The organism is Pseudomonas sp. PICF6 (genome assembly GCF_009831705.1).
GTDB lineage: Bacteria > Pseudomonadota > Gammaproteobacteria > Pseudomonadales > Pseudomonadaceae > Aquipseudomonas > Aquipseudomonas rhizophila.
This window is the reverse complement of record NZ_WUUD01000026.1, coordinates 477,800-493,302: the sequence shown is the minus strand read 5'-3', so window position 1 is coordinate 493,302 and position 15,503 is coordinate 477,800. Positions and strand designations below refer to the sequence as shown.

The following is a 15,503-nucleotide window of genomic DNA, read 5'->3' as shown; positions in this document are numbered from 1 at the left end:
CTGTCTTCATCTTCAACATCGGCCACTTCGTCGAAGCGGCTGAGCACGAACACCGTGCGCGGCAGCAGGTCGAGGGTGCGGAACAGCCAGTTTAGGTCGTCCTTGTGGCTGTCCTTGATAGGGTTGGTGGAGTTCATCACATACAGCACCAAGTGCGCTTCGCTGACGTACTTGCGGGTGATGTCCTTGTACTTCTCCATGGCATCGATGTCGGCGTTGTACTGCTCTTTGAAACCGAACAGCCCGGGGGTGTCGATAAGCACGAAGTTGTTGTCTACGTCGTAGACCTTCACTTCGTTGGACGACTCCTGCTGACTGATATTCATGCTGGCTTTGTCCAGGCGCTCCATCCACGCGGCGGCGATGGACGTCTTGCCTTCGGAGAAGCCGCCGATCAGGGCGATCTTGAGCTTTTCGGTGGCCAGGTTCTGGCTGGCGTGTTCGAGTTTGCTCAACAGGCTGGGGTCAATATTGACGCCCAGCGCGGCACCTTGTTTGAGAAACGCCTGCAGCTTGCCCAGCAGTGCCAGCGCGTGGTTGTTCTGGTGTTGAAAGCTTTCAAGAGTCGAATGCATTTTGCAGTTCCTTATGCGTTGAAGTTGCTGGCAAGGTCGTTCAGGCCGCGGTGCGCGGCTGCGAGCTTGCGGTGGATGTGCGTGGCCTGGCGGGCGGGTAGATGCAGGACGCTGTCAATGTGCTCGATCTTTTCTTCCAGCGGCGGCAGCGCTTGCTTGAGGGTTTTCTGGAAACCTTCGCGGATGGCCTCACAGGCTTGATCGAGGTTCTTGTCGGTGGCCTTGCGTTGTTGGCCTTTCTTGTAGTCGTCGTCAAAGAAGCCCCACACCGACTTGAGCACCCCAATAAGTAGCGTGGCCACGCCAATGCTCATCAACACCCAGCCTACCGGGTTCCAGAACAACGCCACGCCACCGGCCAGGCTGGCGAGCAGACCCACTACGTTGATGCCGTTGTCGATGTTCACATTCAGGTTGAAGTCGCTGGCCAAGCGGGTCTTGCCGATTTTCGAGTAGCCGTCGAGCAGATCTTTGGCATGAGCTTCGAAGCGCTGCACGATATCGCTGACTTGGTTCTGGAACCGCTCGACTTGCTTATCTAACACCGCAGGCAGTTTTTCTTGCAGGGCGGCTTGCTCACTCTCGAATACCTGTTCGAGAGTGGATTTGAATTCATCGTTGCTGATGTTGCTTCCAATGCGTTCGTACACGCGGTTGCGCACGTTCTCTTCGAATTGGCCGATAGCCTTCTCGCCCTCGTTGGCGAGTCGGCTGTTGAGCGATTTGAAGGCGATTTGCAATTGGTCGCAAGCGCTCTCGGCCTCTTCTTTGAGCTTCTTGGCCAGTGGCGCGAACTGTTTGCGCTGGATGACCGCAATTTCCTCGCACACGTGGGTGACGGCCAACTGCACCTTGTTCATATTCGAAAGGCGGATCTTGGCCTTCACATCGGTCACCAGGTCATGGGTGAGGTGCCGGTAGAACTGCTTGATGCCGGACTTCGTGAGTAGCTCGTCCGCCGGCATGGCATCGAGGAACTTCTTGCGGCTGGTCGCCGCGATGGAGCGCGGCACCAGGCATTCGGCAGCGGCGTAGAACGCAGGCAGCGCGCACAGGGTCATGCTGCGGCGGTAGTGGCCCTTGAGCTGGCCGGCCATGACCTGGTCGAGGTTGTCCAGGCTGGTTTGTTCATCGGCGCTTACCAGGCTTGGTTTGTCGAGGGCGATAGGGTTGGTGATGCGCTTGTTGTATAGCGTCCATACTTCCGTCTGCGCATCCAGTTGCGCCTTGATCTTCTCCAGCGTGCCAGGCCGCCCGGCGTCGCCTGTCTGCGGCGGCGCTGCTTTGGAGGTGACGTAGAAAACCGCGTGGGCACGCTTTACCGCCTTATTGATCTGCTCGCAGACCTTGCTTTCATCGCCCTCGATACCGGGTACATCGAGCAGTTGGAACTGCTGCCCAGCGCTCTCGAAGGTGTACGCCTGGGTTTCACGAGTGAAGTCGGCGCGGCCATCGCCGATGATGCGGCCGTCTTCGACAGCGGCCAACTGCTGCAGGCTGTCGAGCGTCGTAGCATAGCGCTGGCTTTGCTCGCCGAGCTGGCCCTGCAATTGTTCCTGTTGCTGGCGCAAAGTGTTTAGCTCGGCCTCACGCTGCACCGGCAGTACCGAGGCTCCGGCCTGCAACTGCACAAGGGCGATTTCTTCGGGCAGCTTGCGCAACAGGTTGAGGATGCGCTGGAACAGGTTTGCGTTGTGTTTCTGTTCTTCGATACGTGTGCGCAGGGCCTCTTCCTGCAACTGTTGCTCGACCTGGCGTTGGTCGTGGCGGGCGTCGGCGGCGAGCACCTCAGCCTTGGCCTGGGCCAAGCGCGAGGTCAACGAGGCGATTTCCCCTTCCATTGCCTGTAGTGCTGCTTCACTCAGGCCTGACTTCTGTTGCAGGGCGAGGAAGCGCTGGCGCTGGGCCTGCTTGGTGCTTTCCTTGAGCAGGATGCGCAAGGTTTCGATGAGGGTCGACTTGCCCGCGTTGGTTTCCCCGTAGAAAGCCACGGTGAAGGTCTTGTGCTCAGCGTTTTCCTTCAGCTCGAGGATGGCCTTGGTCAGGGCCTGCTCGATCTCCTTGAGCTTGTTTTGGGCATCCGCCTGGGCAGAGGCGAGGCTGGCGTCGTCAGCGCTTCGGCCCAGGGCGCTGAGCAGCGCGGCGACATGTTCGATGAGCTTGAGGTAGAGACCTTCGGGGAGGTCTTCGGGTGCAGTCATGGTGTCTTCCTATCTGACGTTGGTTGCGCTTGGTGCGGTGGGTGTCTCAGCGCTGTCTAAACCCGCGCTCGCTCCCCCAGTGAACCCGCGCAAAAAACACCACAGCCACGGCGGGAACCAAAGCCGAGTAGCCGGGTTTCAGCGCGGTCTTGAAATTAGTCATCCAGCGGCCGGCTATATGCGTGCCCAGTAGCTCGGGCAACGCCGACAGAATTTTCCAGCTTGCTAGTTGCGTGATATTGAGGGTCGCGCCGGTGACTGCTAGCCTTTGGGAGCTTTCCACCTCTGGAGCAGAGGTGGGAGCCTTGGCGTAGGAGGCCAGGGTCAAGCGCTCAGCTAGTGCGTCGACATGGCTGAAATAGGTGTCAGCAGGCATGGCCTTCACTGCGGCAATAGGCGAGCTGCTGAAGGGATGACCTTCCGGGAACGCGTTGTCGAACACTTGCCGAACCAACAGCGCCTCTAACTCCACGACGGCGCCGCAACGTTGTCGGTCATTGCCCAGGTCGAAGTGCTCCACCAGCATGTCCAGCAGCGCGGCGTAGGCAATACCCCGGCCCCGCACGAAATTCACCATGCAGTGGCCACCCAGGTGCTGCATTTCGCGGACGAAGGAGTGCAGCGGCTGTTGCTCATCAATGCTGGTCCAACTGCTGGTTTTGAGGTGTTTGATGCCTTGGGCCAGTACCTCTCGCGGGACGCCCTGAAGCAGGCCATACAGCAGGATGTCGTTGAGCACCGGGTCTTGCAACTGAGGCTGGCCGAGTTGTTGGCCGTTGAAGCCGGCAAACCCCGTGCGCATGAGCACGTCATGCAGTTTCGGCCAGTAATCCAGGTGGCCGAATTTGGTCATTTCAACGTTATCGAAGGGCTTAACTTCATGCCGTCCTAGGCACTTTTCATCGGCATTGAGCAGCAACACACCGTCTGACTTGGAGTAGGCGTTAATTACACGTTTCGCGGTGTCGTTCAACGTCTGTGCTTCGTCCGCCGACACTTCTACAGCAGCAGCCATCAACAGCACGTCATTGATGACCAGGTCGCACGCATCGCGGTTTTGGGCCAGTTTGCGCAGCGCGCTGATCATCACTCGTCCGCCCAAAGAGTGGCCGACAAGGTTTACGTGGGTGACGTAGGGGTAGTGTTCTAGCAGGTACTCCCCCAGCTCATCGAGCAGGGCTTCGCCAACGAGATTCGCGCGTTTGCGGGACATCGCGAAATGCACGGCTCTGTCCCCGGCAAACGCTGCCAGCGATGCTGCGGGGTGCAGGCGTGAGGCGCCGAAGATGACATTGCGCGAAAGCTTGCCGATCGAACCGAAGTGGCTGGATTCCCAAAACGCCAGCAGGTTGATATCGGTATTCAAGGTCTGCGGAATCTGGCTGACCAGCAGTGTCCGGTCGGTGAAGTTGTGGCCCGCGGAGTAACCGTGGATAAACACGTTGGCGGTGGTGGCAGTGCTGTTGAAGGCTTGGGTAGTGAAACTGAAGTGCTGGGGTTTCAAGGGCGAGAGCTCCGGGCGAGGGCGCGATCTACAGGGGCTTAGCATGTCAGGCTAGGTGGCAGACTGCCAGCCTGCTAGCGCAATCACGCCGTTGATCTCGCTTGACGTTTCTGCTGTCTCAGGTGGCACCCCAAGCAGAAAACCAGGCTCGACGAGGGATTCTAGAGTCTTAGTCATGCAATAGTGGCATTATGCCCCTTCAGCCATGCGGCGTCCGCTTGGTGATGGATCTCGCGGCTTTCTGCGGTCATCCCAACATTTGCAATCGTCGCAAATCAGCTCGTTACATCCATCCAAGGTCCCGCTCAAGGAATGAAGGCAATGATCAAGAAATCGGTGACGGAGCTCGCGTTCGTCAACAGTAAATCGCCCTTACCCACAGTCGAGGTCGATTCGCAGTCCATTGAGGACGCAGGTTTCAGCATCTACCGCACTGTGATGCAGGTACTCACCCAATTGGCAGAGCAAGATGCTTCACTGCGGGCGACTCTCTATATGTACGGTACTGTCAGCGTCAATTTCCGCGAGCCGTGCTGGTCTGAGTTTTTGCTGGTCGCAGGCCCAGAAAAAGTGCTGCGTGCCTTGGGGGCTGGCTTTGAACTTTTGCCGGCCGTGAAGTCGCGGTTCAGTGATTACGTTCCGTCTTCCGCAGCCCTGCGCACCTTCCATGTCCAGGATGGCTTAGTCTGGGAACAAGAGGATGCCAGCACATGGTACTCCCATGCCCAAACGCTGGCTGACCTGACCGCTGAAGTCGAAGAGGCTGACGAGGTCGACGACGATGGCGAGCTGATCGAGGAGGAGGATGCGGAAGAGACCTGGGATACCGAGGACCAGGAGGCTTCGGATGATCAGGAAGAAGACTCGACAGTCGTTATCGGAAACCGGAAGGCGGCTCGCTATCGGGCCGCGCGCTCGGATGCGAAAGTGAGCACCATCCGGGCAAGGATTGAAGAACTCTTCGGGTTGCCGGAAGGCTCTGTCGCACTCTGTGGGCCAGACGGCCGCGCGTTGCGAGGAAACGCGCTGATCAGGACGCTGCGTAAACGTTGGGACGAAAATTGAATCGAGAAATTCTACCCGCCAAGCCGAGTTCGCTTGTACGGGTCAGTACTCTGTCTTTCGCAGAATTACTCAATGCAAGCGATTGGCCGTTGGCATTGGACAGCTATCAGCGTGGTTTCGTCTGGGGGCCAGACAAGCTGACGCAACTGGTCAATGACCTAGCAACATATGCAGCACAGGCGGATACCACCCTGCCTTACTACATGGGTGGTGTGCTACTGCATCGCGACGCAAGCCAGTCGAAGCGGTTCATCATCGATGGTCAGCAGCGCATCACCGCGCTGTCGCTGTTGTACCACCGCTCTACCGGCAGGCTGCCAGTGGGGCAGGCACTCAGCTATTCGGGACAATCCGCGCGACATATTGCTGAAGGGTTGCAAGCATTGAAGCAAATGGAGGCGATTGCGCCGCAGATCATCGAAAGGCTGCGGCTGACAGTGATCGAAGTGGACAGCACTGACCTCGCTTTCACCTTCTTCGACACCCAGAACAACCGCGGGGTGCGCTTGGAGGCCACTGACCTGCTCAAGGCCTATCACCTGCGTGCGATCGACTACGCGCAAGGGAAGACTGAACTCAAGGCTGCACTGCAGAGGGACTGTGCAGAGCGCTGGGAGAGGCTGCAACGCCACCCGGCGGTGCTGAGCCCAGGTCAGGACTTCGCCCCTAACTTATTCAATCGTTTTCTCTGGCGTGCGCGGCGTTGGCGCGGATCGCACACGCTTGCGGGGAAGCACGAACCGCTCCTGGCAGAATTCCAGCGCGACACTTGGCCCCACGCCGCCGACAGCCGTAGCCGTATTGACAGCGTGCCGCTCTACGCGACCCGGCATAATCGGCTAGCGTCCTGCATGACGCTGGCGGGAGATGGTGATTATGTGCTGCAGGGTAGCCAGCTGCGAGTCGGGCAAAATCCTGCAAGCCTGCCTATGGCGTTGCGTCAGCCCATCCATGAAGGTGTTGGGTTCTTTCTATACGCAGACAAGTACGCAGCGTTGCTGCAACGGCTAATGAATGATCCTGCGCCTTGTCCGCAGGTCAGTATCTTCCGCACGATTTACAAACAGCTGCTGCGTAGTAACCAGGAGTACCTGCGCGAGATCTTCATGCTCTGTAGCCTGATGTATGTCGATCAGTTCGACGTTGAACAACTGACCGCTTTTGCCCTGCGCCTGGAGTTTTTGCTGGGCGCGATTCGCCTGGAGAAGAAACAGGTCAAGCAGGAAACTGCGGCCAATTTCTTCAGGCTGGCCGAGCTGAACCTATTGGATGTGATTGCCCAGAGTTACCACCCGAAGCAGGTGCTGGATTTCCTTCAGCACCGACAACAAGCGGTGGCGTCTTCATATGCTAACGAAACGGTATCAGCAGGGCAGGGGGTGCAGGGGCGATACAAGAGGGCGGTCCTGGATTTCTATCAAGGGCAGTTGGACTCCGAATGCTCGACCCTTGCGGGTAAATCGCTATGGCTCGAAACGTACTTGAAGACTTGCCAGGAAGATCGCCATGAGTATTGATTCCCGTCTCTTCACCTTGGAGCAGCTGGTTCATCAAGACGACGCGGCCTGGTGCTTCAACGTGCCTATCTACCAGCGTCTGTACGTCTGGGGTGATGATCAGATCAAGACATTGCTGACCGATATGGCGAATGCCTTTGATCGGGGCGAAGACCAGTTTTTTCTGGGTGGTGCCCTGCTGGTCGAAAAAACCTCTGAGCAAGATCGCCTTAAGGGACTGCGCCGCTTCGACCTGATCGATGGGCAGCAGCGCTTCACGACGCTGTGGATGCTCAGCACGGTCGCCATATGGAACCAAGTGATGGGTGACTTCAGCAGGGTAGTGCTGAAAGACAGCGTGATTCCTCGCCTGCATTTCTCGATCCGCGAGCAGGTGAACACCTTCCTCGCCAGCATGATGCCTGGCAAAAGTGGAGCAAGCCCAGAGATCCCCGATACTCAATGCATGAGAGAAGCTCAGCAACTGATGGCTTCTTTCAAGCAGACCTACAAGCGTGCGGATGGCAAGCTTGTGGATGACGAATACCTCAAGGAACTCGCTTGCTTCGTTTATCGCAAGGTTTCGCTCGTGCTCACACAGGTGCCTGAGGGGATGGACTTGAACAAGTTGTTTGAGGTCATCAACAACCGCGGCATCCAGCTCCAGCATCACGAAATTCTCAAGGCTAGGCTATTGCGCGACATCCCCGCCGAAAGCCGTTCCCGTTACGCAGCTTTGTGGAACGCTTGTGCCGACATGAGTGGCTTTGTCGAACGTAATCTCTGCCAGGATACACAGCTGGAGGCACACCGCTTGGGTGATCTCTATAGCAAAGGGCAGTTGCTTCACGCAGTAGCTGTGCACGGGCTGCTGTCGCGAAGAGCCGAGGCTGCACAGGTGGAATCTGCTGAACGGCTGACCTTGGAGAACATTGTCAACGGCGCAGATCCCAAGTTTGACAATGGATCCGCGACCATCGCGATGGACGAAGGGGAGGCACCATGGGCGCGCAGTATTATTGGCTTCCCTTTGTTCCTTCTGCATGTGCTGCGCATCTGGTTGAAAGAGCAAGGGCAGCCGGATCTGCCCCGCGTGCTGGATCGGCACCTGCTTACCTTGTTCGAGGCCAATTTACTGCAGCCGGCGGAGCCCGCGCAGCGTACCGCGAGGGCACAAGGGTTCATCGACCTGCTTTGGCGTATGCGGGTGCTTTGGGATGAATACGTCATCAAGTGGGTGGATCAGGGGGATGACGAGGTTCATCAAATTTGCCACACCTCGATCTCTGCCAATGATGACAAGCGTTACATCAATCGCAGCCGTGACAATGATCTGAAACAAGGCATGTCGTTACTGCAGAGCATGCTCTACCATTCCCAGGAGATCACCACCCATTATTGGCTGACACCGTTCCTCTATTTCATCCACAAGCATGCGCAAACCGTGCGTGGCGGCGTGGAGGCGGTTGAGCGCTACTACGGCTTCCTGTGTCATTTGGATAACCAACTGCTCGGGGAAGTGACGAGCGATCCCTTAATAGTGCGCACGCGGGCATTCATGAACGAGCCCTGGCGTACCGCCGCTGCGCTTCAATTCGAGGCAGTGCTGCACTGCGATTACGGCGTCGACTTTGCCCATTACTGGTTCTACAAGCTGGACTTTGTACTCTGGCATGAGCAGCATCGTGATCATGATGCATGGGGCAACTTCCGCTTCACCGCCAAGAACTCGGTGGAGCATATTTCGCCGCAGAATCCACAGGCGACCGATACCAATAAGGTCACCAGCGCCTGGCTGAACCGCTTTGGCAATCTGGCGCTGGTCTCGCGCAGCATCAACTCCGAGTACAGCAATCTGCCATACAATGAAAAGCGCCAGCGATTCCTGAACAAGCGATCCCTAGATAAGCGGCCAGACTCTTTGAAAATGGACTTTATCTATTCGAGCAACGAATGGGGAGATGCGCAGGCGGCTGAACATCAGGTGGCAATGCTGGCGGCAATGCAGCGCCACTACCAAAGGCGTTTTGCCGTTGAGTAGTGTGGAGTAAACGACCGCGCTCACCAGTACACATCATTACAGCCGAGACTGGTGGGCGTTTGTTGCTGGTCAACGAAAAAATCGCGGCTCCATTCTTTGCCGTGTGGGCGGCCGGGGTAATTTGAACTGATTGTGTATCTATCTGATTTTGAGTAATAAATTGGGTAAGATTTTTTTTGATGGAATACATTATGGAATACCGCTGAGCGCGCTGTGGTTGTGTAACCAATAATGGCTACGATGGCATGCTCGCAAGAGGGCACCATTATCTCCCAAGGTACGTCGCCTAGAAGGACTCATTGTCGGTAGCAACCGATCCGTATCTGACGTTTGCCAAAGGTAGAAAACGGCCAAAAGCATTCGATCCACTACCTTCCAGCCGAAAAGCGAAAACCTCTCGATCTGTGAAAGCTAATCTCTAAGGGTACGCATTATTTCCTCGACCGCCGACTTCGTGTATTTCTCACTTGGGTCAGTCTCCGGTGGGTCGTTACTGCGGAACCATTCACCTTGATCGAATGCTTGGTAAAGCGAGAAAGCGGGCTGAGGCATGTCGTTAGTCATGCCTACTTCAACCACGGCATTTATGATCCCGTTCATAACGCCGTCGCAAAAATCATAGAGTAGAGATCCTTGTAGATAGCCTTCCGCAACCGCGACGGACAGCTCGTTCAGCACATCATGCGGTGCAACGCCGAACCTTTCGCAAATGGGGACAAGATCACTCAGCCTTAAACCGTCTGCTTCCGCTTTCACCGACAGTTCTTTGAGTTCGATCTTCGGTAACACCATGATCATGAGCTTCTTCCGGTTAGGTGCGAAGGTAGCGCTTACAGACTGGCCGCACAGCGCTGCCGCACATCAATTCCATGCTGCAATACGGATTCATGGTCGGTCAACTTCACTACAGGCAATGTCCGCTTTGGTCGACTGCAGCCATTTGCGACAGGCAGCAATCGGCCCAGAGTGTGTAAAAACGCTTCGCCAAAATTGAAGTGTGCGCGTCTACGTTAAATCTGAAATTTATCGGCACGTCAGCAGATGTGGATTTCGCGTAGAAACGCGATTTCCAGTCCCGTTTTGAGTACCTGTCGCGCTCAAAAACGTTTTTACACACCCTCGGCCAAAAGCAGACGTTCGCGAGTGACTGATCTCGACCCATGGCGGACTATAGTTGCGCCACTTCTAGAGTCTCAAACAGGATAGTAGGTCGAGACGGCTCCCGAATCTCCCCGCCTAGGGTTACCTACGTGTTCTGCGTTCCTGATTGCCATGGGTGCACTCAGTTTGGCAAGGGGGCTAACTGCTGGCCGGATCGCGAAAAATCGCCTATAAAAGAAGCCTTTCAACTAGTTAATAACAACTGCGTGTAGAGCGGACATTAGATCCGAGCAGTGAAATAAATTTGTCAATGCGCAGGGCTTAGGGCTTGCAAGGGATTAAAGGGGTGTCGCGTGAAGTATATCAACCTGCTGTCGTTGGTTCAGGCGAGTGACTCGTTGGCTCCATTGAGCTTTAATGCTTTTTTGGATCTTCATGGCATCAATATCAAACCCTCCGAAATAATAGATTTAAAAGTTCTGCTTAACGCGTTATATGCGCTGCCAAGCAAGATAAGCGTCTTTGATAAATTTTATGTTAGCTACAAAATCCCTCAGATAGGTAAGGAGTTCGATCTATTGAGGTTTGGGAGGAAGTTTATTGTTAATATTGAGCTCAAAAAAACTTGTCCGGAGGATAAGGTTAAAGCGCAACTCGTCAGGAATAAGTATTATCTTGGCTGCATTGGGAGAAAGGTGTATGCCTGTACGTATGTTGTTGATGTCGCAACATTGTATGGTCTTCAGGATGATGATAATTTAGTTAAAGTTGATCTTGTAGCGCTTCGAGATCTGCTTGATAGCCAAGAAGTTGATCGAGCAGAGGTTGTGGACAATCTCTTCAATCCGTCAGATTATCTGGTTTCTCCATTTAACTCTACTCAAAAATTCCTAGAGAGAAAGTATTTTCTCACTCATCAGCAGGAAGAAATTAAGAGTGTAGTGTTGCGACATTTTAGCGGCCCTAAAGTATCCAGATTCGTCAGCGTTGTGGGTAGCGCAGGTACTGGGAAAACTCTACTTGTATACGATATAGTAGATGAGTTTAGGAGAGCCGCAAGGAATGTTCTTGTCATTCATTGTGGCTACTTGAATGAAGGGCAAAATGAGCTGGTTAGGAATGGCTGGAAGATTGTGCCTATAAAGAATTACACCAGTTTCAACCTGGCTGCTTATGATCTGGTTGTGATCGACGAAGCACAGCGTATCTACGCAGGGCAACTTAAGGACGTGATTGAGAAAGTCGAGGCGGCGAAGGGGAGTTGCATATTCTCTTATGATAAGGTGCAGACGCTCTCAAATTCGGAGGAGAGGGCAAAAATCGATGAGAAAATTAATGCCATAAACGGGCTGGTTGTGCATAAGCTATCGGAGAAAATTAGAACCAACAAAGAAATTGCCGCGTTTGTAAAGATGCTATTCAATAACAAGCGTAAATTGGCTTTGGAGGGGAGAGACAACATCCAGATTAATTATTTCAAAAGTCCGGAGGATGCCAAATTCTATTTGTCTGGTTTGGATGAGCCTGGGTGGGAAGTTTTACGGTTCACTCCCTCTCAATATAATAAGGAGCATCACGAAGATTACTTTTGCCAGGATGAGAAGACCTCTCATCAAGTCATAGGTCAAGAATTTGATGGCGTTGTCATAACGTTGGATCGTTATTTTTCTTACGATGATGACGGGGAGCTTTGTTACACAGGGCGCGCATATTATCACCCCGTTATGATGCTTTTTCAGAATATCACTCGGGCTAGAAAAAATTTGAATTTAGTGATAGTAAACAATGAAGAATTGTTGAATCGGTGCGTGTCAATTTTACAATGAGTGATGAAGATCGTAGCTTGCCGATGTCCGCTTTTGGCCGAAAACCGCCCTTCGCGAGGGGCAGAGAACGGCCAGAAGCGGACATCGCCCAAAGGACGCCCTCGGACCAAAAAAGCCTTGTCTTAAAAAAGCCGATATGCCCATGCTCTTGTTATCAGTAAAAATCCAGGCGAAAGAACATGGCACTTTCTAAAGGCGATCTCATAAAACTAATCAGCGCTGATCAATCAAAAGTAGTTTTCACTGATTGGATTAGCTCTCGAGAGGCGGCACCGGGAGATATCGCTTTGGTGGAAGAAGTCTCTATCGCAGAGGATGGGCAGATCGTCCGCCTTCTATGCGAGGACCGTCCAGGTTTTCTAGAGTGGCGAACTTCGTTTTATGCGTCAGGGTTGACCTATGAGCTACTTCTTGGCTCCACTGATGTCGCAACTTAATCCTTTGCATCAGACAAGTGCGGCTCGCCACCTAGAGTTGCTTATGGCCTATGGACGGCCGTCACCAACGACTGCGTTCGGCCAGAAACTGCCTCTCACAAACGACCGTTTTTTCGACCCAAAACGGACGTCGAGGATGAGCACATGAGAAGCGTCGCTGTTCTATCGCAGAACGCAAAACCTGAGAGCAGTGCAACCGCTGCTTGACCATACAAAGCTTGAGAGCACCGTTAGGTATCGAGGTTGATGATGCTCTAAGCGGGGCGCCAGGCATGATCATCGCCGCCAGGTTCCGTTTATTGCCGCTCCTAGTGCATCACTTGGGTGATAGGAAAGCTTACTGCGCCCTCGCTCATAAATCTCGAGATTCGCAGGGGAGGTTTTACCGGTGGTTTTTTAACCACATCGTGCGTGCCTTGACGGAAAGAGAAGCAGATGCCAATTTAACATCAAAGCGAGAGGTCAAGGAGTGACGTGTGAAGATCACTATCAACGTGTTCCTGCTCAAGGAAGGGCGAACCGTCCAGGACGTACTTTCCGATGAGGTCAACTTGCGACCTATCGCTTTTTCATTGGGCGATGTTGAGTGCCTCTTTTACCATCAGAAAAACCCTTCCCATCCGAAGTGGACGCAACTATTCGGTGCCATCCCAGACGTGGCTGGCCTCGACCTTACCGGCAGATCGCTCAAAGCCCTGCTCGTCCTGGCAGTCAACGGCAGGGTCTTTTGCTTCACTTTTGGCCACGCCAGGCACCTGATCGATCCGCTAGCCATTGAGCGTTATTTCGGGCTGCGCACGGCGCTTAGCTTGACTGATCCACTACTGATCAAGTCCGTGGAAAAGTCCAATATTGATCGCACACCGCTGCGCTCAAAGGCGCAGTCATCAAGGCTGCTGTCTATTTCGGAGTTCGATTTTAAGTTCGACTCGGAGATCCTGAAATCGCTAACTGGCATTGTGGAGAGCGATCAGGATGAGGGCGAGTACGTTAGTGGTTCGGACTCATTGGCGTTGCACTCCGATGTAAAGCTCGAAGACTTCCCGGAGATCGCGCTTCGGCTGTTGACGGCGTACGAAGACGAGCACTGCAAGGAAAAATACCCTTGGATGGACTTCATCGTCCCAGTACGCGACTCCACACTGATGGGCCAACTGGATGGGCTTCTAGTGGCTGCGATAAATATAGAGCAATTCGACCGTGTCCGCGCGGCGCCACCCGAGCTACTCGGCAATGACATCAGCGGCTTCGGATATGTGAAACACAGCGCCCGATCTCGCAACGGCCCGACGATCGCATTCGAGCTCGATCTGCGGCAGGCGCTGCTCGCCAAGCACCTTCTGCGAGGTATCACCCGCCAGGCGCTGGCATCCGAACGTATCTACCTTTACGGTGCAGATGAGCAGCGACTTGCTGCGTGGCCTCTGTATACGTGCCTTGAGGCGGAGATCGAACACGAAGGAAAAATCTATTTGCTCAGCGAGGGTGATTGGTACCAGATTGATCGCGATTACACCGAGCAGGTGAACCGCTTCTTTGACGCCGCAGTTCCATGCAACTTGGTGTTTCCTCCGTATCACACCGACCACGAGGGCGCTTACCTTAGACGCATCGCAGACAACATAAATTTCTATCTGCTGGACCAGAAATTAGTGAGGTTGCCGGGTGCTGGTGGCCCATTCGAATTTTGCGACCTGCTCACGCCGGATCACCACATCATCCACGTCAAGAAGTACTCATCGTCGAGCGTGCTGAGCCATCTCTTTTCTCAAGCCTATGTGTCCGCTGAAGCTCTGATCAACACCCCCGATGTCGTTACTCAGGTGAACGGCTATCTGGCGGAGTTGGGTAATTTTCAGTTCGCCTTCGACCCTGTTACGCAACCGCGCAACAGAATCGTGTTCGCTATCATGCAACCCAACGATACGTTGCACATGCCGTTTTTCTCGAAGGTTAACTTCCGACAGTTCGCCCAGCGGCTTGGTGCAATGGGCTACCAGGTTGAGGTTTGTAGAATCAGTAACTGACCCATCTGGCCGCGGTCAATCAGACTGACCAGCACATTTCAATGGGCTAACAGTGATGCCCTGCGCCGAAAAGTCAGAGGATCGCGACGCCACACATGTAGGGCCTCAGCACGCCTGGCAGACGGATCGATCAATCAGCCTTGGTAGTTCTCTATGACTGCCGCCAAGGTACATCAACCGCGATGCCCATTCCGCTGAGCGTATGTACTAGCTCTGTACGATCCCGAGAAACCCAATCGGCGCCCCTGGGACGGTGGGGTTTTATAGAGTTTCCGGCCATCCACGGAAAGGAATTCTGTGATGACAAGCCGCCTCTTACTACCGTCCACTATGGGTCGATAACTGCCTATCGTGAAGGGCTGCAATAGACCGATTGTGTTGAAAAAGTCGGTTTTTCGGGCTGCCCGCGTACTGACTGCTGAAAACGCCTTTCTTGCGCCCAGCTATGTGAAATCTGAGCCCGGAACCCTATGCTCAAAATAAAGATTTCAATCTCAGGCGCGTACTTTTCTGCCGTGGGAACAGTGGTCGACTTTTTCAACAGAATCGACCCTAAGCTGCCCTTCGCAGAAGACAGATAGCGCCCTAATGGGGACAGATCTACTTATTAAAATTAAAAAAAGATCCGCCCTATTCTTCCTATTCGCTAAAACTCACCTATATTTAGAGATATGAATATCATTTTTCTTGAATCCAGCCCGACCAGAACTTAACCAAGACAGCAGGGATAATAATTTTAGCTTGGCATAGTCTTTTCGGGGAATCGTATTTGATATTACAAAAGTTCTTCCGCAATCCAACTGAACGCAGTAAGTATACTGTTTTGATTTTGAAGGATAGTCCCCAAGAAGTACCCCTTGATATGTTGATCTAGCATCTACTTTTACAGGAAACTCAAAACTTTTATTGAGTTTTCCATCGCATATTTTCCGCGTCCATTCAATTTTTCCGTCGAGCGGGAGATGTCCTACAGATGATATGAATACCGAAAATGAGCTGTCATTATTTATAGAAATGAAATCCGATGTGCCATGTGGCCCCTTATTCAAAGTTAACCTGATGCGGTGAGCATCTTTTTTAAAGGTAAAATACAGCGCAGTAAAAGAAATGCCCAAAGCTAAAATCGATACTAATTCAGAGACGCTCATATATTTCCTTGTAATTCAAAGCAAGTGGGGCTGTTCGCAGCAACAAAAGCCATTATAAAACTTGAATAACTGGGATCTATTT

General features: G+C 53.5%; 11 protein-coding genes and 1 pseudogene. 7 read left to right on the top strand and 5 right to left on the bottom strand.

The window, feature by feature from the left end:
• The 3 genes from GSM73_RS27555 to GSM73_RS18700 form a co-directional block, all read right to left on the bottom strand.
• On the bottom strand, nt 1-575 hold a 575-nt coding region (locus GSM73_RS27555), incomplete at its 3' end, for a dynamin family protein (protein ID WP_256676956.1).
• A gap of 11 nt (nt 576-586) precedes the next feature.
• On the bottom strand, nt 587-2,776 hold the full coding sequence (locus tag GSM73_RS18705; protein WP_160893458.1) for a hypothetical protein: 2,190 nt from the start codon (nt 2,774-2,776) through the stop codon (nt 587-589).
• Nucleotides 2,777-2,822: 46 nt separating this feature from the next.
• Nucleotides 2,823-4,280 carry a DUF726 domain-containing protein gene (locus tag GSM73_RS18700; protein ID WP_160893456.1) on the bottom strand — a complete coding sequence of 486 codons (1,458 nt, stop codon included), beginning with the start codon at nt 4,278-4,280 and terminating at the stop codon, nt 2,823-2,825.
• A 321-nt stretch (nt 4,281-4,601) separates the two neighbouring features.
• Here GSM73_RS18700 and GSM73_RS18695 point away from each other — a divergent pair, with 321 nt between their 5' ends.
• From GSM73_RS18695 to GSM73_RS18685, 3 genes are all read left to right on the top strand, one after another.
• A complete protein-coding gene (locus GSM73_RS18695; protein ID WP_160893454.1) occupies nt 4,602-5,345 on the top strand; it encodes a hypothetical protein in 744 nt (247 codons plus the stop codon).
• A gap of 89 nt (nt 5,346-5,434) precedes the next feature.
• Entirely contained in the window at nt 5,435-6,862 is a 1,428-nt protein-coding gene (locus GSM73_RS18690) for a DUF262 domain-containing protein (RefSeq protein ID WP_160893452.1), read from the top strand.
• Entirely contained in the window at nt 6,852-8,882 is a 2,031-nt protein-coding gene (locus GSM73_RS18685; RefSeq protein WP_160893450.1) for a DUF262 domain-containing protein, read from the top strand. Before GSM73_RS18690 ends, GSM73_RS18685 begins: the two co-directional genes overlap by 11 nt.
• 411 nt (nt 8,883-9,293) lie before the next feature.
• Here the strand turns inward: GSM73_RS18685 and GSM73_RS18680 are convergent, their stop codons facing one another.
• Nucleotides 9,294-9,680: a hypothetical protein gene (locus GSM73_RS18680; protein WP_160893448.1), complete on the bottom strand. Its 387-nt coding sequence runs from the start codon at nt 9,678-9,680 to the stop codon at nt 9,294-9,296.
• A gap of 656 nt (nt 9,681-10,336) precedes the next feature.
• Between GSM73_RS18680 and GSM73_RS28115 the strand changes: the two genes are divergently transcribed.
• The 4 genes and pseudogenes from GSM73_RS28115 (at nt 10,337) to GSM73_RS18660 (ending at nt 14,273) form a co-directional block, all read left to right on the top strand.
• The gene (locus tag GSM73_RS28115; RefSeq protein ID WP_160893446.1) at nt 10,337-11,809 is read left to right on the top strand and encodes a DNA/RNA helicase domain-containing protein; all 1,473 of its coding nucleotides are present in this window, start codon (nt 10,337-10,339) and stop codon (nt 11,807-11,809) included.
• A gap of 179 nt (nt 11,810-11,988) precedes the next feature.
• A complete protein-coding gene (locus GSM73_RS18670) occupies nt 11,989-12,246 on the top strand; it encodes a hypothetical protein (RefSeq protein ID WP_108526636.1) in 258 nt (85 codons plus the stop codon).
• Nucleotides 12,247-12,394: 148 nt separating this feature from the next.
• A pseudogene (locus tag GSM73_RS18665) lies at nt 12,395-12,493 on the top strand (integrase); the annotation flags it as partial.
• 229 nt (nt 12,494-12,722) lie between these two features.
• Nucleotides 12,723-14,273 carry a TIGR04141 family sporadically distributed protein gene (locus tag GSM73_RS18660; protein WP_160893444.1) on the top strand — a complete coding sequence of 517 codons (1,551 nt, stop codon included), beginning with the start codon at nt 12,723-12,725 and terminating at the stop codon, nt 14,271-14,273.
• Nucleotides 14,274-14,926: 653 nt separating this feature from the next.
• Here GSM73_RS18660 and GSM73_RS18655 read toward each other — a convergent pair.
• Nucleotides 14,927-15,421, bottom strand: coding sequence for a hypothetical protein (locus GSM73_RS18655; protein WP_160893442.1), 495 nt, complete (start codon nt 15,419-15,421; stop codon nt 14,927-14,929).
• Nucleotides 15,422-15,503 lie beyond the last annotated feature (82 nt).

Excerpts from the sequence above, each read along its gene's own strand:
- GSM73_RS18705 (WP_160893458.1), bottom strand. The coding sequence starts at position 2,776 with ATGACTGCACCCGAAGACCTCCCCGAAGGTCTCTACCTCAAGCTCATC.
- GSM73_RS18695 (WP_160893454.1), top strand. The coding sequence starts at position 4,602 with ATGATCAAGAAATCGGTGACGGAGCTCGCGTTCGTCAACAGTAAATCG.
- GSM73_RS18685 (WP_160893450.1), top strand. The coding sequence starts at position 6,852 with ATGAGTATTGATTCCCGTCTCTTCACCTTGGAGCAGCTGGTTCATCAA.
- GSM73_RS18680 (WP_160893448.1), bottom strand. The coding sequence starts at position 9,680 with ATGATCATGGTGTTACCGAAGATCGAACTCAAAGAACTGTCGGTGAAA.
- GSM73_RS18670 (WP_108526636.1), top strand. The coding sequence starts at position 11,989 with ATGGCACTTTCTAAAGGCGATCTCATAAAACTAATCAGCGCTGATCAA.
- GSM73_RS18655 (WP_160893442.1), bottom strand. The coding sequence starts at position 15,421 with ATGAGCGTCTCTGAATTAGTATCGATTTTAGCTTTGGGCATTTCTTTT.